This is a genomic window from Sphaerisporangium sp. NPDC005288 (assembly GCF_040607475.1).
GTDB lineage: Bacteria > Actinomycetota > Actinomycetes > Streptosporangiales > Streptosporangiaceae > Sphaerisporangium > Sphaerisporangium rhizosphaerae.
This window is the reverse complement of the sequence record NZ_JBEXGT010000013.1, coordinates 33,106-56,069: the sequence shown is the minus strand read 5'-3', so window position 1 is coordinate 56,069 and position 22,964 is coordinate 33,106. Positions and strand designations below refer to the sequence as shown.

At 70.0% G+C, this 22,964-nt stretch carries 22 protein-coding genes; 11 read left to right on the top strand and 11 right to left on the bottom strand.

Annotation, left to right across the window (positions count from 1 at the left end):
• Positions 1-348: 348 nt before the first annotated feature.
• Entirely contained in the window at positions 349-654 is a 306-nt protein-coding gene (locus ABZU32_RS14685; RefSeq protein WP_354922026.1) for a hypothetical protein, read from the bottom strand.
• An 814-nt stretch (positions 655-1,468) separates the two neighbouring features.
• Positions 1,469-1,699: an HIT family protein gene (locus ABZU32_RS14680; RefSeq protein ID WP_354922023.1), complete on the bottom strand. Its 231-nt coding sequence runs from the start codon at positions 1,697-1,699 to the stop codon at positions 1,469-1,471.
• Positions 1,700-2,575: 876 nt separating this feature from the next.
• Here ABZU32_RS14680 and ABZU32_RS14675 point away from each other — a divergent pair.
• The 3 genes from ABZU32_RS14675 to ABZU32_RS14665 all read left to right on the top strand — a co-directional run bounded on the left by ABZU32_RS14675 (position 2,576) and on the right by ABZU32_RS14665 (position 4,911).
• The gene (locus tag ABZU32_RS14675; protein WP_354922020.1) at positions 2,576-3,145 is read left to right on the top strand and encodes a sigma-70 family RNA polymerase sigma factor; all 570 of its coding nucleotides are present in this window, start codon (positions 2,576-2,578) and stop codon (positions 3,143-3,145) included.
• Positions 3,142-4,254, top strand: a complete 1,113-nt coding sequence (locus ABZU32_RS14670) for a hypothetical protein (RefSeq protein WP_354922017.1) — start codon at positions 3,142-3,144, stop codon at positions 4,252-4,254. Before ABZU32_RS14675 ends, ABZU32_RS14670 begins: the two co-directional genes overlap by 4 nt.
• Positions 4,255-4,437: 183 nt before the next feature.
• Positions 4,438-4,911, top strand: coding sequence for a DUF5990 family protein (locus ABZU32_RS14665; protein ID WP_354922014.1), 474 nt, complete (start codon positions 4,438-4,440; stop codon positions 4,909-4,911).
• A 299-nt stretch (positions 4,912-5,210) separates the two neighbouring features.
• Here the strand turns inward: ABZU32_RS14665 and ABZU32_RS14660 are convergent, their stop codons facing one another.
• The 3 genes from ABZU32_RS14660 to ABZU32_RS14650 form a co-directional block, all read right to left on the bottom strand.
• Complete coding sequence (locus ABZU32_RS14660; protein WP_354922011.1) at positions 5,211-6,011, bottom strand: phosphotransferase; 801 nt, start codon at positions 6,009-6,011, stop codon at positions 5,211-5,213.
• 438 nt (positions 6,012-6,449) lie between these two features.
• Positions 6,450-7,112 (bottom strand): hypothetical protein, encoded by a 663-nt coding sequence (locus ABZU32_RS14655; protein ID WP_354922008.1) that lies wholly within the window; start codon positions 7,110-7,112, stop codon positions 6,450-6,452.
• A gap of 113 nt (positions 7,113-7,225) precedes the next feature.
• Positions 7,226-8,164 carry an AraC family transcriptional regulator gene (locus ABZU32_RS14650; protein WP_354922005.1) on the bottom strand — a complete coding sequence of 313 codons (939 nt, stop codon included), beginning with the start codon at positions 8,162-8,164 and terminating at the stop codon, positions 7,226-7,228.
• Positions 8,165-8,457: 293 nt separating this feature from the next.
• On the opposite strand from ABZU32_RS14650, the gene ABZU32_RS14645 reads away from it, so the two are divergent.
• The gene (locus tag ABZU32_RS14645) at positions 8,458-8,865 is read left to right on the top strand and encodes a DUF6010 family protein (RefSeq protein WP_354922002.1); all 408 of its coding nucleotides are present in this window, start codon (positions 8,458-8,460) and stop codon (positions 8,863-8,865) included.
• Positions 8,866-8,871: 6 nt separating this feature from the next.
• On the opposite strand, the gene ABZU32_RS14640 is transcribed toward ABZU32_RS14645, so the two are convergent.
• Positions 8,872-9,951: a hypothetical protein gene (locus ABZU32_RS14640; RefSeq protein WP_354922000.1), complete on the bottom strand. Its 1,080-nt coding sequence runs from the start codon at positions 9,949-9,951 to the stop codon at positions 8,872-8,874.
• A 120-nt stretch (positions 9,952-10,071) separates the two neighbouring features.
• Between ABZU32_RS14640 and ABZU32_RS14635 the strand changes: the two genes are divergently transcribed.
• From ABZU32_RS14635 to ABZU32_RS14620, 4 genes are all read left to right on the top strand, one after another.
• Positions 10,072-11,187, top strand: a complete 1,116-nt coding sequence (locus ABZU32_RS14635; RefSeq protein WP_354921997.1) for a sensor histidine kinase — start codon at positions 10,072-10,074, stop codon at positions 11,185-11,187.
• Between the two features lie 5 nt (positions 11,188-11,192).
• Positions 11,193-11,879: a response regulator transcription factor gene (locus ABZU32_RS14630; RefSeq protein ID WP_354921994.1), complete on the top strand. Its 687-nt coding sequence runs from the start codon at positions 11,193-11,195 to the stop codon at positions 11,877-11,879.
• A gap of 36 nt (positions 11,880-11,915) precedes the next feature.
• On the top strand, positions 11,916-13,268 hold the full coding sequence (locus ABZU32_RS14625) for a nitrilase-related carbon-nitrogen hydrolase (RefSeq protein ID WP_354921991.1): 1,353 nt from the start codon (positions 11,916-11,918) through the stop codon (positions 13,266-13,268).
• A 333-nt stretch (positions 13,269-13,601) separates the two neighbouring features.
• Positions 13,602-15,218 carry a glycosyltransferase family 39 protein gene (locus tag ABZU32_RS14620; RefSeq protein WP_354921989.1) on the top strand — a complete coding sequence of 539 codons (1,617 nt, stop codon included), beginning with the start codon at positions 13,602-13,604 and terminating at the stop codon, positions 15,216-15,218.
• A gap of 17 nt (positions 15,219-15,235) precedes the next feature.
• Here the strand turns inward: ABZU32_RS14620 and ABZU32_RS14615 are convergent, their stop codons facing one another.
• The 3 genes from ABZU32_RS14615 to ABZU32_RS14605 all read right to left on the bottom strand — a co-directional run bounded on the left by ABZU32_RS14615 (position 15,236) and on the right by ABZU32_RS14605 (position 18,099).
• Positions 15,236-16,492, bottom strand: a complete 1,257-nt coding sequence (locus tag ABZU32_RS14615; protein ID WP_354921986.1) for an MFS transporter — start codon at positions 16,490-16,492, stop codon at positions 15,236-15,238.
• On the bottom strand, positions 16,489-17,586 hold the full coding sequence (locus ABZU32_RS14610) for a PLP-dependent cysteine synthase family protein (RefSeq protein WP_354921983.1): 1,098 nt from the start codon (positions 17,584-17,586) through the stop codon (positions 16,489-16,491). Before ABZU32_RS14610 ends, ABZU32_RS14615 begins: the two co-directional genes overlap by 4 nt.
• A gap of 93 nt (positions 17,587-17,679) precedes the next feature.
• The gene (locus ABZU32_RS14605) at positions 17,680-18,099 is read right to left on the bottom strand and encodes a hypothetical protein (protein ID WP_354921980.1); all 420 of its coding nucleotides are present in this window, start codon (positions 18,097-18,099) and stop codon (positions 17,680-17,682) included.
• Between the two features lie 265 nt (positions 18,100-18,364).
• On the opposite strand from ABZU32_RS14605, the gene ABZU32_RS14600 reads away from it, so the two are divergent.
• Positions 18,365-19,690, top strand: a complete 1,326-nt coding sequence (locus ABZU32_RS14600) for an aminotransferase class V-fold PLP-dependent enzyme (protein ID WP_354921977.1) — start codon at positions 18,365-18,367, stop codon at positions 19,688-19,690.
• Positions 19,691-19,769: 79 nt separating this feature from the next.
• Here the strand turns inward: ABZU32_RS14600 and ABZU32_RS14595 are convergent, their stop codons facing one another.
• Positions 19,770-20,996 (bottom strand): hypothetical protein, encoded by a 1,227-nt coding sequence (locus ABZU32_RS14595; RefSeq protein WP_354921974.1) that lies wholly within the window; start codon positions 20,994-20,996, stop codon positions 19,770-19,772.
• A gap of 261 nt (positions 20,997-21,257) precedes the next feature.
• On the opposite strand from ABZU32_RS14595, the gene ABZU32_RS14590 reads away from it, so the two are divergent.
• Positions 21,258-21,542 carry a hypothetical protein gene (locus ABZU32_RS14590; RefSeq protein ID WP_354921972.1) on the top strand — a complete coding sequence of 95 codons (285 nt, stop codon included), beginning with the start codon at positions 21,258-21,260 and terminating at the stop codon, positions 21,540-21,542.
• A 528-nt stretch (positions 21,543-22,070) separates the two neighbouring features.
• On the top strand, positions 22,071-22,379 hold the full coding sequence (locus ABZU32_RS14585) for a muconolactone Delta-isomerase family protein (protein WP_354838641.1): 309 nt from the start codon (positions 22,071-22,073) through the stop codon (positions 22,377-22,379).
• 37 nt (positions 22,380-22,416) lie between these two features.
• Here the strand turns inward: ABZU32_RS14585 and ABZU32_RS14580 are convergent, their stop codons facing one another.
• The gene (locus ABZU32_RS14580; RefSeq protein WP_354921969.1) at positions 22,417-22,914 is read right to left on the bottom strand and encodes an FBP domain-containing protein; all 498 of its coding nucleotides are present in this window, start codon (positions 22,912-22,914) and stop codon (positions 22,417-22,419) included.
• Positions 22,915-22,964: the final 50 nt, after the last annotated feature.

Genomic DNA, 22,964 nt, shown 5'->3' with positions numbered 1-22,964 from the left:
TGGTGTGCGCCCCCCCTGGCAACACGACCCGGTGAAGCCGACCGCGTTCATCGCCACCCAGAGGACCGAGCATGCCCATCGCGAGGGCGCGGGCGCAAGATCCTGAAAGAGAGGATGATCAACCGTAGCCTCTAGGGTTCGAGGAGTTCGGCAAGGTAGAGCGATGTAGAGCCGGCCTTCATCCGGGTGGACGACTACCGCGCTCGGCAGTGGCCCGACAGCGAGCACCCCAAGCTACTGCGCCGCTACCAAAGATCATCCAGGTCACCGATCCTGACAGCGCGGCTTCGATGCCCGTCGCCCGCTCCAGACCACGCAGGCAGGTCAACTACACGGGCCCGCAGGTCCTCACGCAGCAGGTAGTCCGTCCGCTGTCCGCGAGGCCCACGAACGGATCGCGTCAATAGTCCGGCGCAGGCGAGCATCGTCGGCCAACCCCGGTGGCGCCCAGGGCTGTGTCATCAGGTCGCACTCAGCGTCGAGATCCACCCACAGATCTTCGAACTCGTCCCGGATGGCCCACTCCCGAGGGTCGGCGACCTCGAACAAGCCTCGGAGATCCTGCACCAACTTGGGCAAGGTCACCTCACTCGCCGCGTAGGCATCGAGGCGCTCGACCATCCGTCCGATGAACGCCCGTTGGTATTCCTCCATAGGGTTCCCTCTTGATCGTCGTGCAATTAGCGTGCGATTACGGCCCGTCGCCCCGCTCCGCGGTCCGGGCGTGCGGCGTGGGCGCCTGTCCCGAACGGCGGCGGGACTCAGGGCCGCCCGCCGCACCACGCCTCGCCGTACCCGACCACCGGTCGCCGCACCAGGTCCGCGCCGCCGCCTTGATCCGTTCCCGACGTTCAACGCCGTTGCTGCCACCACGGCCACTCGGGCGAGGCATGCGGGTCCGGCGATGTCCGGGTAAGGAACCGCCTGTCAATGGGGAGGACCAAGGCGTACAGGTATGGCTTGGCCCAGCATGGCAAGGCGATGAGTGCCTGTTCGAGTCGCCGGCGTGGTGCGTCTCCGGAGCACTCGGGACACATGCACCTGGGGCCGATTCGGTCGACGCTGCCGGGAACGACCGCCTGCGTCCAGGCCAGTAGTGCCCTGGCCACTGTTCCCGGCCGCATCCGGGTGTGCTCCAGTGCGATCACCGCAGCCATGGGGCGACGCCCAAGACAGGGAACCTGATGAATCGAAGCTTTGTGAGTCGCGCACTCCGATCCTTGTGCGCGTACCTCGGAAGGGCGCCTACGCGGCATGGGCCTTTCTGGTCAACGTCATGAGCCGATGGTCGCACGTCGAGAAGGCGATCTCCATATCTAGTCCGCTGGACTACTACCCTGACGATCGCCTGGCGGTGGCTGATCTCCTTACAGGGCTGGGGGCGACCGCCGGTCCGGGACTTCGCTCCTCAGCCCCGGCCCATCGAACTCCACCGAGTCGGAGACGTCAGCTCTTCGGGTATCCCGGGCTATCGCCTGGTGAGCGCCTTGCGGAGTTGTACAGCCTGCTGCGCTCGAACTTCGAAGGGAATCTCGAGCTTGTCGGGGTCCGCGAGAATGAATCCGTCGTCGGGAGAACGGGGGATCACATGGACGTGCAGATGAAACAGTGTCTGGCCTGGGATGTTGTCGTTCTGGAGAACCATGCTCCCGGGTGCTCCAAACGCCTCCCGAACGGCAGCGGTTATTTGGGCGACCACATCGAACAGCTAGGCCAAAAGGTCGCCAGGGACAGCATGGAGACTCGTCACGTGCGCAGCCGGAAGTACCAGACAGTGGCCAAGGTTCTTTGCTCGCTGCCAGGGGATGGGCAGAACGAAGACGTTGGCGGTGCGATAAGCGACAAGCTCACTGTCTACGTCACCGGCACCGATGGGACAGAAGGGGCATGAACTCATCCGCTAGATTCTCGGCCACTTCGGACTAGCGCGTCCACCTAGATATCTGATGGATCGGCTGTACGGCCCGCTCTCATGACGAGAAGCCGGTTCAGGGATCGTTTCCCGATCTGGCTTTGATCGTTTCTGCGGAAGGTATTCGATCTTCCGTGCCCGTACGTGCCCCTGCGCCGTGATCTTCGCTCGGGAAGGCCGCTTCGACGAGCTTCCCAATGCCGGCCGCGATCACCCGTTCCCGCTCACCCTCCGCGTGCAGACAGATCGAGCGCGGCGGGACTGAGAGCCGCCCGCCTCACGCAGCACTCGCCATGCCAAGCCTCATCCCCGGCCAGGGACACGCCACCGGCCTGTCATCAGACGCCGTCCTGTGAAGCCCTGCATCGAGGTCCGCGCCGTACCCGTTCCGGCGCTACGTTGGGTCGAGCTCTACACCCGTCACCACCTGCGGAAATGCTTGCCGGCTGTGGATACACGGCCACGTGGGCCTTTGGTGCTCGTCCTTGCGCCATGGGCGGGCGGGGTGCGGGTTGGGCTGGTCGAGCGACCGGAGGCGCGGTTTCCCTGCTTTCGGCAGCCGCCCGACTGGCCCGGCCCGCGGCTCGCTCTTCTCGGTTCTGAACGCTTTGGGAGGCGAGTCGACAAGTACAGGGTGGAAGGCGAGCAGAGTCGAGGAAGGTCATGACGACAGACGCAGAACTGATCGGCAGATCGCTGGCCGGAGACACCGAAGCCTTCATGGAGGTGATCTGCCGCCACGAGGGTGCTGTCGGGGCCTACCTCGTGCGGCGAGTGGGGCGCGAGGCGGCCGAGGACCTCCTCGGCGATGTGTGGGTGGCGGCCTTCGAGTCCCGTAGGAACTATGACCGGTCGTTCCCCGAAGCGCTGCCGTGGCTGTACGGGGTGGCCCTGAACAAGCTGCGGCACTACTGGCGGTCCCGGCCGGCCGAGGATCTCGTACCCGATCTGACGGGCATGGCGAACGGGTGGGATCCCTGGCCGGCGGTGGACGCGCGCGTCGATACCCAGGCGGCGCTCCGGCTGGCCCTGGACAGGCTCAGGCCGGAGGAACGAGAAGTGCTGACCCTGGTCGCCTGGGAGGACCTGACCGTCGCCGATGCCGCGCGGGCGCTCCGCATGCCCGCCGGGACGGCACGCCGCCTGCTGCACCAGGCCCGGACGGCGCTGCGGAACGCCCCTGAAGTGGTCGTGCTACTGACCGATCTCAACAGCGTGAAGGAAAGCCAGTGATCATGGACGAGATGGATCTTGTCGGTCAGCTGAAGAACGCCGCACCCCTGCGATCCGAGGCGTACGAGCGAGCGCGGACGGCGCTGCGGGGGGCGATGGCCGAGTCCGAAGCCGCTCGAGCGTCGGAGATCGCTCCGGTGCCTGAGGCGGCTCCGATGCGGACAGAGAGGTCTTCATGGGCGCGCGACCGCCGCTTGGGCATTCTGGGCAAAGTCGCCATCGGCGCCGGCATCGGCGCGGTCGCGGCGACGGCGGCGATCGTGGTCGTCGCCCCGTCGGCGCCCCGACCCGCGGCGCCGGCTTGGGCGACCTCTCAGGCACCCGCGGCCCAGGCACCCGCGGCCGATATCAAGCTGGTGTCCCTGGTGACCGAGATCAAGGCGAGCGACGACTCCCTGCAGGGAGACGCGTCGCTGGTCGTCCGAACCCAGACCATTGACAGCCGACCGCCGGACGTCACGTACAACCTGTACACCGACAACGGCGATTACTACGTGACAGACACCGAGAGTGCCCTCCCAGCGGCGATCTCGGGTCATGACAACCTCGCCGAGGACGTGAACGCCCGCGAGGTGGAGGCGGCGCGCTACGCGGCGACCGGCGACCTCGACACCGCCCGGAAGCAGATGGTCAACGCCATGCCCAACGCGTTCGGGCTGGGCCTCAGCCCTGCCGAGCAGGAGAAGGCATGGGAGAAGGCCATGGCCAAGGATCGAAGCATCTACCAGCAGAAGGGGATCGCTCCGCCGAAGCGGCCCACCGGCAAGGCTCTGCAGAACCTCATCGACAACCATCTGTGGACCGGCAGCGTCGACGCGCTGGCCCGGGGGGCGGCCAACCCGGAGATCCGGGCGGGCGTGCTCAAGCTGATTTCCACCATTCCTGAGGTCACCGTCAAGGATTCGACGACCGGCGGCCGGCCTACGCTGACCCTCACGGCGGGACCGGCACTGTTCGGAGGCAGCGACGAACAGGTGCTGACGATCGACGCCAGGACCGGGATGCCGATCCGCTCCGAGGTCGGCGCGCCGGGACGCAAGCCATCGTCCGTGAGCGTCTTCGAGGTCTCCCGGGTGACGCTGGCCGATATCGCGGCCGGCAGGTTCTGACCACACTCGGCACTCAGCCGGGCTTGACGTGCGGGCCGTCCTTGCCGGGGCAGGACTGCCCGCACGACCACCGCGATACCAGGGCCGCTCAGCACCGTCCGGAACGATCTGGAACGACTCGAACCGGATCTTTCACTCCGCATACCGCGGGCCGTTTCGATCTGGTCGGGCCATCGCGAGGGCGTGCATGATGATGGGGTGCTGATCTGTATCGAAGCATCCGAGCTGCCGGGCCGGGAGTGTGGACCTGCACCGGGGTTTCCTGGCTACTCCAACATTCATGTCGGCGTGCAGCGGCGGGAGCGTACCGGTGAACTGCTCGGCGTGACCGCTGCGGACGTCTCCTCGGCGGTGTGGGAGCTGGAGGTGACCGCGATCCGCACGGAGTCCGGCTGGGATCTGCGCGGCCCGTTCGTGCAAGGCCGGCCGGGCGGCCGGTTCGTCTACCTGTCGTGGGGGACGGTCGATGAGGCCGGAGCGTTCTCGATGTTCCGGCGGGCGAAGCTGTGGCTGGAGGCCATTCCCGCGGACGTGCTGGAGAGGGCCGTGGCCGGTGGCGCCCTGCTGGCGCGGCTGGGGTTGACGGACGCCAAGCGTCAGCCGTTGTGCGCGTCGGTGCGCCCGCCGCTGGTGGAGTGGTCGGCCCCCGCGGGCTGACGCCGGCCGACCGTGCATGCCAAGGCGGGTCTGTCGACGCGGTCCGGAAAGCTCGGCTGTACAGCCACAGCCGCGGCCAAGAGCACGAACGGCGGACGGCCTACATCGAGGTCAACGCCCGTACCGGCCGTACTCGATGCGCTTCCCGAGCCGGCAGCGCGGGTTCGATTACCGTCACCCCCACTCCACACACGAAGGCCCGGGTCAGAAGATGATCGCTGACCCGGGCCCTCACTGCTTCTGATCGACCGGGGGCATCGATGTGATGGTCGGCGCCCCCGGCCGCCGGAGTCCTGCCCCTACGCCTGTATGGCGCCTTCCAGCAGGGTCCGGTGGTGGATCATCCAGCCGGCGGCGCGAGCCCGCCAGGCCAGGGCCCACAGCGGTGCCGGGTTCGTCGAGTCCGGAGTGATCTGGGCTTGGGCCGCTTCGGCGGCGCAATCCCGGATCGCGAACTCGATCATCCGGACGACCAGGCCGTCTCGCTCGGCGGTGGGTAGTTCGTAACCGTCGAGGAACAGCCGGAGCTGCCGGGCGCGGGTGGCCGCATCCGGCAGGTTGTTGCGTTCGGCGACATCGTCGTCGTGCAGTTGGGCGTGCCACCAGGCGGCGGCGACGACCTCGTCGAGACGGTCGACCGGCCCGGCCAGCGTCCAGTCGATGAACGCCACGGGCCGACCGTCGCGCACCACGGTGTGCCACGGTCCGGCGTCGCAGTGTCCGATCACCGAGTCAGTGCCGGCTCGGTGCATCCACCATGGCTGCCACGCGGCGTCCGGCGGCGGCCGGAAGCCGGCGGTGGCGTTGTGCAGGTCGCGCAGCAGCCTGCCGACCTGCCAGATGGCCTCATCCGACCAGCCCTGTGGGTGGACGATGGTGCCTTCGATGTAGGTCAGGACCTCGTTGCCGTCGGCGTCGAAGCCATCGCCGACCACCTGCGGGCAGCCGGTGAACCCGGCGTCGGCCAGGTGGCGCAGCAGCGCATGGACGGTTCCGGTCCAGGGGCGGGCAGGACGCCTGACGGTGTGGCCTGAACGGATGACGTGACTGGGTCCGCCTTCGGCCGCCGTCAGCGGCTCGAAGGATGATGCGGAATCCACGAATTCTCCTCGTGTAGCGCGGTAAGCGGTGACAGCGCCGATGAGGGCGCTACAGCCGGCGGCGCGGACGGAATCCGCAGCCGACGGCGGCCGCCACGCAGCGAGGAATTCGTGGTCTGACCGAGCTACAGCCCTTGAAAGGGGCGAAGGTCAGATCGCGGCGAACTCACGCGTCGCAGCGGCGGCGGCTACCTCGCTGAGGACCATGCACGTCATGTCGACCTCCCTGATCAGCCGGACACAATCGAGGCTATCTCGCAGTGGCCGACCGCACCACCGAGTTTTCCGCCGGCCCGAGGTGGGCGCCGTGCATCGCCACCGGCTCAAGAGCTTCGACTGGCAGGCGCAACGCCTCCGTTGGTAGTCCTCTATAGGGTCCCTGCCGGCACGGGGCGTTGCCCCCGACGCGCCGCCCTGGCCTTCCTGATCTCGAACCGGTCACCCGCTGATCTGAGGGTTGGTCGGCGGGGCGACGACCAGTTCGGTGTCCGGGGCGTGGTCGATGTGCGGAGGACCGGCGACGATCATGGTGGCTCGGGCCCATGGCCGCTCTCGCACCAGGAACGGCAGTTCCTCCAGCAGCCAGTTCGCCACGTGCTCCTGTTGCTCGGGAGAGTCACCGTCGCGAGCGACCAACAGGCGCTCTTGCTCATCGAGGTCACCCTGCATCCACACCGAGGCGTCCAGCCACAGGGCGAGCTCCTCGCGGATGATGCCGGTGCCCTCGACCCAGACGAAGTCGGCACCGGCGGGGACGGTGATCGATCCGGGCCGGTCGTGGAGGGTCCAGGCATCAGGGCGGAAGTCCACCGCCTCACCCCGGTGCAGGGGCCGCAGGATGTTCTCGGCGAGCACGGTGCCCCAGTCGAAGTAGGCGTGGTTCCAGGCGATGTCGTCGGTGTGCACGATGGCGGAGTTGGGCACCGTCCTGCGGAGCCGCTCGGCCAGGGTCGTCTTGCCCGCGCCGCCCCGGCCGTCGATCGCGATCACCCGTGGACGTCCGGTGACGTCGGGTGATGCCTCCCGGAGCTGCCGGACGGCGTCGAGCACGGTCACCACTCGCCAGCCAACGGCCTCGGTCTCGCCTGCGTGGAGATGCATTGCCAACCTGTCTGTGGAGGTGAGGACACGGTTCAGGCTCCGGACGGGCCGGCGGAGCCCTCGTGCCATTGTCGACGATTTGTCGCAGCTGTCGTTGGTTTGGTGGCCGGGCTTCAGCTGAAGCTGCTCCGGTAGGCGTGGGGGGTGACGCCGACGACGCGTTTGAAGCGGTCGCGGAAGGCGGTGGGCGAGCCGAAGCCCGCCTGGGCCGCGATGCGTTCCATCGAGTGCCGGGTGGTCTCCAGCAGGTGCTGGGCTTGGCGGACACGGGCCCGGTGGAGCCACTGCAATGGTGTGGTGCCGGTTTGCTCGCGGAAGCGCCGTATCAGGGTGCGGGTGCTCATGCCTGCGTGAACGGCGATGTCGGCGAGGGTGAGATCTCGGGCGAGATTGTCCTCGATCCAGCGCAGGAGGGGTTCGATGGCCGAGCCGCGAGGGGTGGGCGGGTACTGCCGCACGATGAACTGGGCCTGGCCGCCCTCGCGTTCCAGCGGCATGACCGACAGTCGTGCGGCGTCGGCGGCGACGGCGGAGCCATAGTCCCGGCGGATCATGTGCAGGCACAGGTCCAGTCCCGCCGCGGCACCGGCCGAGGTGAGGATCCGCCCGTTGTCGACGTAGAGCACGTCAGGGTCGACGTCGATGTCCGGGTAGGCGGCGGCGAGTTGGGCGGCGGCCAGCCAGTGGGTGGTGACGCGCAGCCCGCCGAGCAGTCCGGCGGCGGCGAGGATGAAGGTGCCCGAGCAGATGGAGGCGATCCGGGTGCCGTCGGCGGCGGCCCTGGAGAGCGCGTCATGGACGGCCGGCGGCAGAGGTCTGGCGGGGTCGGCGGTGCCGGGCACGATGACCGTGTCCGCGTCCGCGAGTGCGTCCAGTCCCCACCGGGCGCGCAGGGTGAACAGGCCGGCGTCCACGTCGGGCCGCTCGGCGCAGACCCGCACCCGGTAGGCGGGGCGGCCGTCGGGCATTCGGGTGCGGGTGAACACCTCGATGGGTGTGGACAGGTCGAAGGGGATCACCTGATCCAGCGCGAGGACGACGACGGTGTGCATGGCGAGAACATATGCCTGCACCGGGTCCTCGCCAATGGCTTCTTACTGCTCTTCGTCAGCTCACCACGCGCGCCAGCCGTTGGCGATATCCCGTTGGACATTGTCGTTCCTGCCACTAGGAGCCCGGGACGTCGCCGGTTAGCCTCGACCACGTCCACCACACCTCTCAACGGAACGGACACCTTCATGATCGTCCGATTCGATGCCGGCACGGCTTCTGAGTCCCGCTGTGCGGACGGCGGCGCGGGTGCCTCCGCCGCGCCGGGCGGCCGCCGGCAGGAAACCCCCCGACGATGAGCGTCGTCGTCCCGATCATGATCGGCGTGGGGTACGTGTGCCTGATGTCCCTGATCCGCGAACCGCACCGGCGCCGGTTCAACGCGATCATGGTGGCCGGAGCCGGGGCCGCCTACCTCAGCGGCGGCGGTTTCGGCCCGTGGGAGTTCGCCTTCACGGCCGTCATGACCTACTGCGCCTACCGCGGCCTGGAGTCGTGGACGTTCGTCGGCATCGGGTGGCTGCTGCACACCGGCTGGGATCTGCTGCACCACCTGCACGGCAACCCGATCATCCCGTTCGCGGACCACTCTTCCCTGGGATGCGCGATCTGCGATCCGGTGATCGCCGTGTGGTGCTTCTCGGGCGGTCCCTCGGTCATCGGCCTGCTCCGGTTGCGTCTGGTTCGGTCCCGCGCCGGTTGAGGCTGATCAGGTGGGCAGGGTCGCGGCCAGCGGTGCGCCGATCTGGATGTCGAGGTACGCCACCAGATCGTCTCCGTCGACGGCGCCCCGGCGCGCATCGATGATCACGACCGTTCCGGCCACGATGCCGGTGAAGCCGGTGCCGGATCGGCGGCACTGTTCGATTCGCTCGGTGACCTGGGGCCGGACCGCCTCGGCGAGGAAGGTGAGGCCATGCGGGAACTCCTCGCCGAGCAGGTGCCGTTGCCGCCCCGACTCGATCACGCTGCCGATGCCGAACCAGGCCGAGACGATCTGGTCACCGCGGAGGGTGACACGGAAGTAGCCGTTCGACCGGGTGCGGTCGCAGCTCTGCTGGGGTGGGTAGAAGCAGTCGTAACCACCGGCCAGGAGATCATCGACAGCGGAGCTCATCGAGGTCGCGTAGTGCGCTGAGCCGAACGGCCAGCGTCGCACGGAGGTGTCCCGGGCGGTGACGACCAGTCCGTTGTGCCGGTCGTAGCCGTAGTCCGCGTGCGTGTCCGACCACCCCGTCCGGGGGACGCCGTCGCTCGGCCGCGTCCCGTGGGTATGGAGATCGCGGTCGAAGTCGTCGATCTCCTGCCGCACGCGGTCACCGGCTTCGGGCCAGATCGCGGTCAGCGCCGGTGCCGCGGCCTCGGCGACCTGGTCGTCCTCGTGGTTCCCCTGCGGGGAGGGGAACCACGCCCAGGCGAGCCGGTCGTCGCGGTCGAGCAGGAACTGCGCCACCTGCGGATAGACCGTGTCCGCCTCGTCGCGGAGCCCGATGCGGCACCACAGGGCACGGCCGTCGGCATTGGCTCGGACCTGCGCACAGAACCAACCGGCCTGCCTCAACGGCCGAGTGAGAGCCCCTGCCGTGCCGTCGGCCGGGATCGGCTCGGCCCGCGAGTCCTCACCCGCCGCGTCGTGCTCGTAGACGCCGGCGGGCGGCAGCGACGGCGGCTCGTCCGGCCCGGTGCAGCCGGACAGCGCGAGCGGAGCGATCATGATCAGCAGTGCCGTGAGAGTCGTGCGGACGACCGGTCGATATCGGCGCGCGGGCATGGAGAACGGACGGGACACGGGGTCCATCGAAGCCGCCGGCCCCGAGGTCGGCAACTTCGGCGATCGGTGACGGCTTCGCTGCCGCATATCACTCCTGAGAGTGAGGGCGGCGGGCGGAGGAATCCAGATAATGGGCGGATGTTCGCAGCGGGCCGGACCGAGGGAGCCGTTGACGGGGCGCTCGCGGTGGGCGTGGTCCTGGCCACGGTGATCCCGCTTCTGCTGCCCGCTCCCAATCCCTGGTGGATCATCGGGCTGGGGCTGCTGGCGTCGGCGCCGGTGGGGTGGCGCAGGCGGGCGCCAATGGTGGTCGCGGTGCTGGTCGGCGCGGCGATGTCGGTGCTGGTGACATGGGAGAAGCCGTTGCTGCCCTTCGGGCCGCTGCTGGCCGTCTACACGATCGCCGACCTGAGCCCCAGGTGGAAGAGGCTGGCGGCGATTCCGCTGATCGTGGTGGCGGTGGGCGCCTCGTTGGTGCTGCCCGGGGAGAACGACGAGACCTACCGGCTGGTGGGGACCGCCTTCGTCGCCGCCTACGCGCTGGGCACCAGCGTCAGGGCGAGCCGCTCGCGGGCCGCCGAGCTGACCGAACGGGCCCGGCGGCAGGAGCAGGAGCACATCGCGGCGGCGGCCGAGGAACGCACCCGGATCGCGCGCGACATGCATGACATCATCACCCATTCCGTGGGGCTGATGGTGGTCCAGGCCGAAACCGGTCCGGTGGTGATGCGCAGCGCTCCGGACAAGGCCGAGGCGGTGTTCGATGCGATCGCCGACATGGGAAGGGGTGCGCTGGCCGAGCTCCGGGGGGTGCTCACCGCGCTGCGGACCCCGGGCGAGGGCGGCGGACCGGTGTGCGGCCACGCCGACGAGCGCCCGGGCGAGTCCCTGTTCCAGCCACGTCTGGCCAACCTCCCCGCGCTGCTCGACCGCAGCGGCCTGGACGTGGTGAGCACGACCGCCGGCACCCCGCGCCCCGTGGCGGAGAGCGTTGAGGCCGCCGTGTACCGCATCGTTCAGGAAGCGCTCACCAACGTGCGCAAACACGCCGGTACGCGTGCCGTCCGCCTGGCTCTGACCTGGGGGGAGCGCCTGACGGTGGAGATCGCCGACGACGGGCGAGGGCCGGGTGAGCGCGGCGGGTACGGGCTGGCCGGGATGCGAGAACGGGCGGCGGCATGCGGCGGGACGCTCAGGGCCGAGGCGGGGCGTAACGGGGGATTCGTGGTGACGGCCGAATTTCCGCTTGGATAGCCGGCATGTTACGGGTGCTCATCGCCGACGATCAGGATCTCTTCCGCGCGGGGTTCGGGCTGATCCTCGGGGCGCAGCCGGACATGGAGGTGGTCGGTGAGGCCGCCGACGGTGCGGAGGCGGTCGCCGCGGCCAGGCGGCTCCGGCCGGACGTGGTCCTGATGGACGTGCGCATGCCGGGAATGAACGGCATCGAGGCGACCAGGCGGATCTGCGCCACCACCGCCGCCAAGGTACTGGTGTTGACCATGTTCGACCTCGACGAGTACGTCTACGACGCTGTCCGGGCGGGAGCGAGCGGCTTCCTGCTGAAGGACATCCGGCGCGACGAACTGGCTCACGCCGTGCGCACCGTCGCCTCGGGTGAGGCCCTGCTGGCCCCGGCGGCGACCAGGAGGCTGCTGGAGGACCTGGTGCGCCGGCCCGCCCACGGCGTCGCCCCCCGGCTGACGGCCAGGCTCGGCGCACTGACCGAACGCGAGCGCGAGACGCTGAAGCTGGTCGCGCAGGGCCTGTCGAACGCGGAGATCGCCGCCGCGCTCGTGGTCACCGAGCACACGGTCAAGACGCACGTCAGCCGCATGCTCACCAAGCTCGACCTGCGGGACCGGGTCCAGGCCGTGGTGCTCGCCTACGAGTCCGGGCTGGTGGTCCCCGGCAGGAGTGACGACGGAGATCACACCCGCGAGTGACGCGCCCGCGGGGTGGGGGAAAGCACGATCGTCGGCATGCGACGCATCCTCCTCACCCTCGCCTCCGCGATCCTCATGCACTTCGGCACCGGTCTCCACCCCGTCTGGTGGCTCACCTGGCTCGCGCCGCTCCCTGTCCTGTTCCTGGCTCGCCATGCGGGGAGGGGCACGGCTTTCGCCGCCGGGACGCTCGTCTGGCTCGCCGGTCAGGCGCAGATGTGGCCGTACTTCACCGGATCCCTGGAAATGCCGCCCGCGCTGGCCGCCGCCCTCATCGCCGGCCCCGCGCTCTGCTACGGCGCGGGCGTGCTGCTCTTCCGCACCCTGCTCGTGCGCGGCCGGGGGCTGCTGGCGGCGTCGGCCCTACCGGCCGTCTGGGTCACCACCGAGTACGTCATGAACCTCGCCGGACCGCACGGGGCCTGGTGGAGCCTGGCGTACACGCAGGCCGACCTCCTGCCCGTGCTGCAGACCGCCTCGGTCACCGGGGTCTGGGGCATCACCTTCCTCCTGCTGTTCGTGCCCGCCTCCATCGCGGTCCTGCGGCCACGCGCGGCGGTGGTCTCGGGTGTGCTGGTCGCGCTCACGCTCGGCCATGGTCTCCTACGCCTCGCGACGCCCGCCGACACCGCAGGACGGAAGGTCGCACTGGTCGCGACGGACGATTCCAAGGATGTCCTCCACCGGTACGGCGAGGCGGTGGACGACGCGGCGGCCCACGGCGCGGAGGTCGTGGTGCTGCCCGAGAAGGTCTTCAGGACCACCGACCTGCCGTTCGCCCGCCCGGGCGTGGAGGTGGTCGCGGGGATCGCCATGGAGACCAACAGCGCGGTGAGCTACCCCTCCGGCGTGCGCTACGACAAGCACCACATGATCCCGGGAGTGGAGGGCAGGTTCCGGCCCGGCACCGGCCTGGCCTTCCTCGACGGTCATCGGCTCGGCCTCATCATCTGCAAGGACCTGGACTTCCCCGGCCTGGTCAGGCAGTACGGCAAGGCCGGCGCCGCCGCCCTGCTCGCGCCGGCCTGGGACTTCGACCAGGACGCGTGGCTGCACAGCCGCATGGCGGTGGTGCGCGGCGTGGAGAACGGCCTGGCGGTGGCCCGCGCCGCGCGCGAGGGACTGCTGACGGTCAGCGACGACCGCGGCCGGATCCTGGCCGAAGGCCACAGCGCCAAGACGGACATGACCGGCATGACCACGGTCACGGCCGCCCTGCCCCGGCAGGGCTCGGCCACCCTCTACACCGCCCTGGGGGACTGGGCCGCGTGGGCCTCGGCAGGGTTGCTGTTGCTCGCGCTCGGTGCGCTGACCCGTACGAAACCCTCCGGCTCGGTGAGTGAAAGCCCGGCCGGCGACACCGTGATGAGCCTGTCGACGCCGAGCTAGGTGGGCGGGCCGGCAAGCCCTCCATGTACCGGCCGCATCCTGACCGGCGTGGCGCGGCGCGATGTCGTCGGCTTCGTCCGGTTCGGCTACCTTTCGAGGGCAGGAATGAAGGACCGGACCTGACCGGGAGATCGCCCTCGGCAGGCGGTCGGGCTTCCGTTCCGCGGTCACGCACGCTCGCCGGACTCACCATGGAGCACCCGTTGATGAAGACAGGGCACCCTGATGGAGCCTGAGATCACCGGCCCGGCCTTCGGCGCCGGAGGGACTCCCCCGCGGCGGTCCAGGGAGGAACTTCCTGTGACCCGTTCGCCGGTCCGAGAGGCCTCGCGCGTGCCGGAAGGCATGAGGGCGCCGCTCGGCGGCACGCCCGCCGGCGGTGTGCCCGAGGTCGCCCCCGCAAAGGCGTCCGCTCGGGCCGGTCGCCGGCGCGCGTGGCCGCACCGGGCCGTCCTCGCCCTGGTCATGGTCGTGCAGGCACTGCTGTCGACGCGGCTGCACAACTCCGCCTTCATGGACGAGGCGCTGTACATCCACGCCGGCCGCATGGAGTTCGCCCACCTCCTCCACGGGGCCGCGGTGAACCCCTCGTACAGCAGCACCTTCTCGGGTTCCCCCATGCTGTATCCCCTGCTCGCGGGGGCCATGGACGTTGTGGGCGGGCTGACCGGGGCACGCGCCCTGAGCCTTGTGTTCATGCTCGGCTGCACGGGCCTGCTCTATTCGCTGACCCGCCGTCTGTTCAGCGAGCGCGTGGGCCTGTTCGCGGCCGTCGTCTTCGCGGCCTCCCAGTCGACGATCGTGCTGGGCTGGTTCGCGACCTTCGACTCCGCGGCCCTGTTCCTGCTGGCTTTCGCCGCGTGGCTCGTGGTGCGCACCGCCCGGGCCGGCCCGTTCGCGGTCCTGTTCGCCGCGCCGGTCCTGGTCCTCGCCTTCTGCACCAAGTACGCCGCCGGACTGTTCATCCCCACGGTGGTCGGACTGGCCGTCATCGTCGCCTGGCCCCATCAGGGCGTCCGCGCGCTCTGGCGCGGGGTGCTGCTGTCGGGCGCCGTGGGAGCCGTCGGTGGTGCCGTGCTGTACGGCAGCTCCATCCTGGCGGGCATCCGGTTCACCACCACCTCCCGGCCTCACGGCACCAACTCCGCGAGCTCGCTGATCGATGTGTCCGTCGAGTGGATGGGGTTGGCCTTCGTCCTGGCGTGCCTGGGAGCGCTGGCGTACGTGTGGCGCGGCCGGATCGGCGAGGTCGCCTCCGCGGGCCGCAAGGCCGCCGGCGAGGTGCCGGGCAGGGTGTGGCGCGCGACGCTGGGCCTGCTGCTCTGCGGGACGGGCCTGCTGGCCCCGGCCTACCAGATCCACCTGTCGACCTCCGTGTCCCTGCACAAGCACGTCGGGTTCGGCCTGTTCTTCTTCGCGCCGCTGGCCGGGCTGGGTCTGTCCACGATCGTCGGCCCGCCGTTCCGCCGCACACCGATCGGCCTCCTCGTCGTCCGCGCCGCGATCGGCCTGGGCATCATCGGGTTCGCCTTCTCCTCAGGCGTGGCGCAGTCGCAGTGGCGGTATGCGACCTGGCCGGACTCGACGCGGCTCGTCGACCTGCTCCGTCCGCAGGTGAACGGCGAGGGCCGGTACCTGGCGGACATCGCGCAGGTGCCCACCTACTACTTCCAGGACGTCACCGACTGGAGCCAGTGGACGGGCACCTACCACCTCGGCTACACCGACGCCGAGGGCGTCGAGCACACCGGTGCGAACGCCTACACGGCGGCCATCGGCGACGGCCGCTACGACCTGGTGGTGCTGCAGAAACCCGGAGTCTCGAAGTTCGACCCGGCCATCGCGAAGGCCCTGCCGAGCAGCGGCAGGTACCGCCTCTCCGCGGAGCTGCCGTTCTCCACGACCTTCGGCGACGGCTCCTACCAGGTCTGGACGAGGACCTCGGACTAGAGCCCCGGCACGCCGCGTCATCCGGTCAGGACGGCGGGGCGGGACGGCCCGGGGGGCGCCAGGCGGCCGGTGCGGTCGAGGTGGGCGAGGGCGAGGGTGGAGGCGAGGCCGGCGCAGACCAGCAGCAGCCACGGCAGGCCGGGCAGGTTCCAATGCGCGGCCAGGTCGATCGCGGCGCCGCCGGCCAGGTTGCCGGCCAGGATGCCGGCGCCGGACAGCAGGTTGTACAGGCCGTAGTACGTGCCGACCAGGCGGCCGCCACCGATGTCGGCGATCGTCGCCATCTCGAACGGGAAGGCCATCAGCGTGCCCGCGGTGAGCAGGAGCGTGCAGGCGATGACCGGGACCAGGGCCAGGTGCGGCGGCGGGTGGAACCGCGCCGTGACCGCCAGCGGCGCGAAGGCCAGTGTCATCAGCGTCAGCCCTCGGGTGATGGTCTGCCCGGGTCTCCACCGTGCCGTGCACCACGCGGTCACCGGCACCTGGGCGGCGATCCCCAGCAGCGCGGAGATCGCGTACAGCGCCATCACGCCTCCCGCGCCGCCGCCGACCCGCTGCACTTCCAGCGGCAGCCCCAGATACATCTGGTAGGACAGCGCGTACGAGGCGATCATGGCGGTGGCGAAGGCGAGGAAGGGCCGGTTGGTGAACGCCTCCCGCCAGTCGTACAGGACCGGCCGGTCGGCGTCCGCCTCGGCGCCCGCGCGGGCGGGAAGGCACCTCCACTGCAGGACGGCCAGGACGGCGAAGATGGCCGCCGCCGACAGGCATACCGTACGGAATCCCGCGCCGAGGAGCGCGAGGCCGAGCAGCGGCCCGGCGAGGATGCCGGCCTGGTAGAACACGTTGAACACCGCGAATGCCTCGACCTTGCGATCACCGGCCTCGTGGGCGAGGTAGGCGCGGGCGGCCGGGTTGAACAGCGCGCCGGCCAGCCCGCTCAGCACCGCGGCGACGAGCAGGACCGCCAGCGAGGTGGACAGGCCGAACAGCGCGAATCCGACGGTGCGCAGGACGCAGCCCGCCATGATCATGGGCTTGTACCCGAGCCGGTCGGCCAGGGTGCCGCCGACCAGGAACATGCCCTGCTGACTGGCGTTGCGCAGCCCCAGGATCAGCCCGACGGTCCACACGGCCAGGTGTGCCTGGCCGGTCAGGTGCTGGGCCAGGTAGGGCATGAGCATGAAGAAGCCCAGGTTGATACCGGCCTGGTTGAGCTGCAGCAACTGGATCGGACGGGGGAAGGAACGGAACCGGCGCCAGGTCGAGGTCATCGCCCGCGTCCTGCCGTGCCGAGCGGATCGATGACGGTGGTGCAGCGGGTCCAGCGCGTGACCTCCCGCTCGGCGGGCAGCGCGATCCGGTCGGGCCGGTCGGCCGGCGGGGCGTCCAGCAGGCCCCGGGCGGCGCAGAAGTCGTCGTCGAAGACGGTGTCCCAATAGCGCCACGGCCCGTCCGGGAAGATCGCCACTACGGTGTCGGCGGGCCGGGTGGCCGCCAGCCAGCGCGCCACCAGCGCGACCGCGCCGGTGCTCCACCCGCCCGAGACGTAGTGGCCGGCGGCCAGCGCGCGGCAGCTCCACACCGCTTCGGCGGCGTTCACCCAGTGCACCTCGCTGAAGGAGTCGTAGGCGACGTTGCGCGGGTGGATGCTCGACCCAAGGCCCCGCATCAGGCGCGGGCGGGCGGGCTGGCCGAAGATGGTCGAGCCGACCGTGTCGACGCCGACCAGGTCGAGTTCGGGGAAGTGCCGGCGCAGCACCTTGGAGATCCCGGCGCTGTGGCCGCCGGTGCCCACCGAGCACACCAGCGCGTCGATGTGGGGCAGTTGGGCGAGCAGTTCGTGCGCCAGCCCCGCGTAGGCGTCGACGTTGTCCGGGTTGCCGTACTGGTCGGGACACCAGGCGTGCGGGATTCGTTCCAGCAGGCGGGTGACGTGGTCGCGGCGCGCCTGCTGCCAGCCGCCGGTGGGATGCGGCTCGGCCACGATCTCCAGCCGGACGCCGTAGGAGGCCAGCAGGCGCCGCATGAGCGGCTCCATGCCCGGGTCGCCCACCAGGACGACCGGGTGGGAGTAGACGATGCCGGCCAGGGCCAGGCCCAGCCCCAGCGTTCCGCTGGTCGACTCCACGATCGTCGCGCCCGGCCGCAGCTCGCCCCGAGCCCGCGCACGACGGATCATGTGCAGCGCCGGCCGGTCCTTGATCCCGCCAGGGTTGAAGCCCTCCAGCTTGGCCCAGAACCCCGTGCCGGGGTCGGAGGGGTTCGGAACGAAGGTCAGCGGGGTGTTCCCCACGGCCAGACCGAGTGACGAATACGCCGAGGACGGCGCGCTGTTTCGACGTGCGATGGTCGTCTGCGATGACATGTGAATCCCCGATGTGAATCGATGCGACTTCGGGGGCATGGCGGCATTCCGCCACACCCGGCTGAACCGACGGCGGTGAGGCAGGTGCGCCGTCTATATGCGCATCACGCGGATATTCACCCGATCGGGGGTCGGAAGCGGTGCGGTGGCGCACCGCGTCAGGTTCACGCGCCGGCCGCGGCGATGGGCGGCGATCGCGAGCACCGCCTGGGCGGCGGAGGGCACCTGGACGCTGGGAGGATCCGTGGCCGAGCATTCTTGCTCGGTGCCGTGGCGATGTCCGGGTGGCAGGTCGTGATGCCGGCAGTCGGCGTCCGGGGACATCTCCAGCACCGTGACGGTCTCGTGCAGGACGTGCCCGTCGGACTCCGACATGATCACGGCCGCGCAGGCCCCGCCATGGGCGAACACCAGGGAGGTGATCATGACGAGCATGAGCGCCGCGCTCATCACCAGCCGGCCGGCTCCCGCCGCGGCCGGTCTGTCACCACGCCTCACTGGTATCGCGAACATCACCGCCGATGATGCCCGCCTGCGGGGCAGGCCGCGCCCAGACGATTCACCGCCTTTCGCAAAACGGATTTTCCGCCGCAGCGCCTGTTACCCTCACATCACTCTCGGCTGTTTGTGGCGGCACGGCTCATATGGACTCGCCACGCCGACGCGGTGTCGAATGCCGCCCTCGGTGAACGGCCTCACGCAGACTGAAAAGGCCTATCCGCACCCGCGGCGGGATTCGCCGGACGGCCGCCGGCCGCTGACGCGCGTGGAGAAGTCGATGATCCTTTCCCGGCGTGAGATGGTCGCGGGACTCGGCGCCCTGGCCGCCACCCCGCCGGTCCACCGCGCGACTCGCATGGACCGGCCGGCCGCTGTCGGGCTCCCGGCCGTGCCCGCCGGAGTGACGCCCGACGAGTTGGCCACCGATGAGGCGTTCTGGGGAGGCGTCGCGGCCCAGTTCCGGGTGAGCACCGAGTTCGTCAACCTGGAGAACGGCTACTACGGGATCATGCCCGAGCCGGTACGGCTGGCCTACCACCGCAACGTCGATCTGCTCAACGAGCGCAACTCCCACCTGCTGCGCACCGCCTACAAGGCACAGGCCGACCAGGTCCGGCAGCGCGTCGCCCAGGCCGTGGGCGCCGCGCCCGAAGAGATCGCCCTGACCCGCGGGGGCACCGAGGCCCTGCAGAACCTCATCGCGGGGTACAACCGGCTGCGGCCGGGAGACGCCGTCATGTACGCCGACCTCGACTACCACAGCGCCCAGTACGCCATGAACTGGCTGGCCGACCGGCGCGGCGTGCGCGTCGAGCGCATCGTCATCCCCGAACCGGCGACCCGTGGGGCGGTGCTGGACGCCTACGAGCGGGCGCTCAGTGAGCGTCCCAAGGTGCGGCTGCTGCTGCTCAGCCACATGAACAACCGCACCGGCCTGGTCGTGCCGGTGCGCGAGATCTGTGGCATGGCCCGCCGGCGCGGCATCGACGTGATCGTCGACGCCGCCCACTCCTTCGGCCAGCTCGAGTTCACCGTCGACGACCTCGACGCCGACTTCGCGGTGTTCTCGCTGCACAAATGGATGGGCGCCCCTCTCGGGTCGGGCTTCATGTACGTCCGCGGGCACCGCCTTGCCGACATCGACCTCGCCTTCGCCGACGAGACCTACCCCGCCGGCGACCTCCGCTCGCGCGTCCACTCCGGCACCATGGACGTCGCGCCGATCCTCACCGTCGGCGCCGCCCTGGACTTCCACGACGCCCTGGGCGGGGCCAACAAGCAGGCCCGGTTGAGGTACCTGCGCGACCGCTGGGTGCGCCAGGTGCGCGACATTCCGGACATGCAGATCCTCACCCCCGACGAGCCCGGCATGTACGGCGCGATCACCGCCTTCCGCCTCGCCGGACGTACCCGCGCCGGCGACAACACGGCCATCGCCGACCACCTCATGAGCAGGCACCGGATCTTCACCGTGCAGCGCGGCGGCGTGACGGCGGGCGCCTGCGTGCGCGTCACTCCCGCCCTGTTCACCACCCCCGGCCACCTCGACCGCCTCGCCGCGGCCCTGCACCGCCTTCCGCCGGCCGTGCGCCGGCCTCCGTGACAGGCCGCGCGCAGGACGGCGCGCACCCCCGCAGAGGGGACGCGCGCCGTCGAGGGGACGTCAGGAGGCCGAGGAGACGTCAGGAGATGGTGAGCGTGCCGTTGGAGTTGCGGGCGCAGGTGACGACCGTGCGGGGGGCGGCGGTGAGGGCACCGGTCAGGCACTGGCCGAGGACCACGTGGCCCGCGGCGTTGGGATGCCACGACTCCTGGCAGGTCTGGAAGTAGGTGACGCAGGTGTTCGCCAGCCGCTGGATGCCGATCTTGTCCCAGCCGGACAGGCTGGTGACGGGCGTGCCGGACGGCCCGTCCTGCACGCGGAGCGGCGTGGCGAGCGCGCCGGTGGGGCTGCCGGGGTTCTCGCAGAGCCGGGCCCCGTCGAAGGCCTTCTGGACGTCCAGCACGCGCAGGTCGGCCGCCGGGCGCTCGGCGGCCAGCGTGGTGTAGGCGTTCTTGACCAGAGAGGCGAGGTTCTGGGAGAACACGTGCCCGGGGGCGAGGCTCGCGCGGTGGATCGGGCAGCCGGCGGCGTACCGCTCGGCGCCGAGGGCGCGGAACTTGTCGCGGGTGTCGGTGCGGTCGTCCTCGTCCCAGTACTGCGAGGCCACGTCGAGCGGCAGCGGGTTGGTGTAGGTCTGCAGGACCACCTGGTGGACGCCGTCGGCGTCGACCTGGTCGAGGGTGTCGAGGACCTGGCGCAGGGCGGCGGTGGTCTCGGTGGTCGCGGCCGCGACCTCGGCGTCGGTGGCCAGGTCCGAGACGGTGCAGGGCTCCTGCGGCACGTCGCCGTTCAGGTACGCCCAGAACTCCCACCAGCCCGTCCAGGCGTCGGCGATGAAGCGGTTGGCGCACAGCTCCGCCACGTCGCCGAAGGTGAACTGGCTGTTGTTGGAGCCGAGGCCGATGAGGACGACGTCGATGTCGTGGGTCTGGGCGACGGCGCGCAACTGGTCGAGTTGCGAGGCGACGGAACGGCCCTTGGCGCGGGCGCTTCCGGGATTGGCGATGTCGGCGGGCTGTCCCCCGGAGCACGCGAGGTTGAAGCGGTCCTGGATGCCGGAGAGTGACGCCTTGAACAGCGAGGCGTTCGCCGACCGGTGACAGAAGTAGGCGTTGCTGTTGGCGGCCGACCAGCCGGGGAAGCCCTGTGCCGTCCCGGAGGCGTCGGCGACGGGCTGGTAGTTCCCCGCGCCCTCCCCGCTGATGAAGCTGTCGCCGAGCGCGACGGCGGCGGTGGGCAGAGCCGCCTGCGCCGTTCCGCCATTGATCACCTGGATGCCGACCGTGCCGATCAGGAGCGCGGCCATGGCTGCCACACGCCGGAGAACCCTCACAACTCCCCATTTCCCATTAAACCAGCATGAAATGACGGGCATTCGCATCACAACATGCCGTGCCGACGGCGTCAAGATCTCCGTCAGACCCGGCCGCTCCACCTAAGAGATCGCGGATCACGCTGATCGTCAAGCATGCGTTTGCTCACCCAGGTCCAGGGCCGTCCAGCGGGTGTGCTGATCCACAGGAAGACCGGCATCTCAGGCATGTACGGTGCTGGGGAGGGAGGGCATATGGCGGACGAGGGGCTCTCGACGATCGGCAGGTGCTACGCGTGCAAGCGCACCTTCGGTTTCCACCCCGCGAGGGTCATGACGGTGATGATCGACCCTGATACCGGGCTCCCTCCCGGTATGACGGTTCTGGGGAGCTTTCGCGAACCGACGCCGGAGGCGACGGCCAGGTCGGTCAAGGAACCGATCTGCCCTGACTGCGTGGACAAGGCCAAGCGGTACCTGGAGTTCACGCAGCAGGCGGATCTCCAGTTCGAGACGTTCGAACGACCCGACCACCGCTGAACGGCGACCCCGGGGTCAGGCCGGTTCGTCCGACGACGCCCACCCAGAGGGCTTGGTGGCCGGCCGACGGGAAGGTGCCCGCCGGCCTGGTCCACGGGCATCGCTCGAGCGGGTCGTGGCACGGCGAACGGCTTCTTCCGGTCGTGGAGGGCCCGACCGGAGGTCTGGTGGCGTGGTAACCGGTGGCGCGTCGCACAGTGAGACATATCCGGACATAACGTAATCGGGACTGATGTGGGGCGAAGCTTTGTGCCCTGGGCGGGGCCGCGGCAAGACTGGCGGCAGGAAGGTTCCACGGCTCGGCACCCTGCGGGCTCACCAACGATCGCCCACCGTACGACGCACTGTGGCATGGCCATGAGCACGTCGCCGGAGTCCTCGCCCGGCGCCGGCGCCCTACCGGCCTTCGGGCATGACCGACCTCGCCGAATCGCTCGCGGCGGGAGGTCCCGGCGCGGGCGTCCCGCCGCGCGGCCGACCGGCCCGGCACCGGGGCCACCGTCATGCTCCCGAGTGACAGGAGACTCCATGCTCTTCTACGTCCAGATGAAGTGGAACCACGAAGGCAGGATCCACCTCGACGAACTGTGGGACATCGAGGTCGACGAGGCAGAACACGTCCTGAAGTCGATCGAGTCCGGGTTCTGCGTGGGCATCTGGAAGGTCGCCGCGCAGAAACGGCTGATCGCGATCGTCGACTCTCCCGACGCCGAGGAGCTGGACCGGACCGCGCTCGGGCGGCTCCCGATGCGGGAGTACCTGGAGTACGAGCAGGTCTGGCCCCTGCGGGACTACCTCGGCTTCGTCGAGGACGTGAAGAAGGGCTACCGGGTGTGAGCTTCGGCGGGCCGTGCGGACGAGTCTCCGGCCGCCGTCACGCGACCACCTTGTCCAGGAAGGAGTGCAGGTTGGCCCGCGTGCGGGCGACCTTCTCCTCCACGGTCAGGGACTCCTCGATGACCCCGCTCCCCGCGGTCTGCTTCTTGCCCCGCGTGTAGAGGGAGCAGGCCAGGTCGCCGCACAGGTACTGCCCCACCGAGTTGCCCTGGCGCCCCGCCTCGCCGGTCCGGCGCGCGGTCATCAGCCCGACGCCGCCGCCGGTCTGCGTGGTCAGGCACAGCGAGCACATGCTGCGCTGGGTGAAGTTGCGAAGCCCGCCGGAGGTCACCCGCAGCGCGATGCCCACGAGTCCGCCGTCGCGTTCGGCGACCACGTAGGCGCGTTCGGGCGCGCCCGGATCTCGCCATCCCAGGAAGTCGAGGTCTTCCCAGGGCAGGTCCGCGAGATCCTTGGGAAGGTTGGCGCGCTTGGCCTCTCCCTTGGAGCAGTTGACGAACGACGCGCGGATGTCGTCTTCGGTTACCGGTCTCATGAGAGGTGAGGCTAGCTTTCCTTGTAGAGGTAGGCAAATGCTTAAAGGTT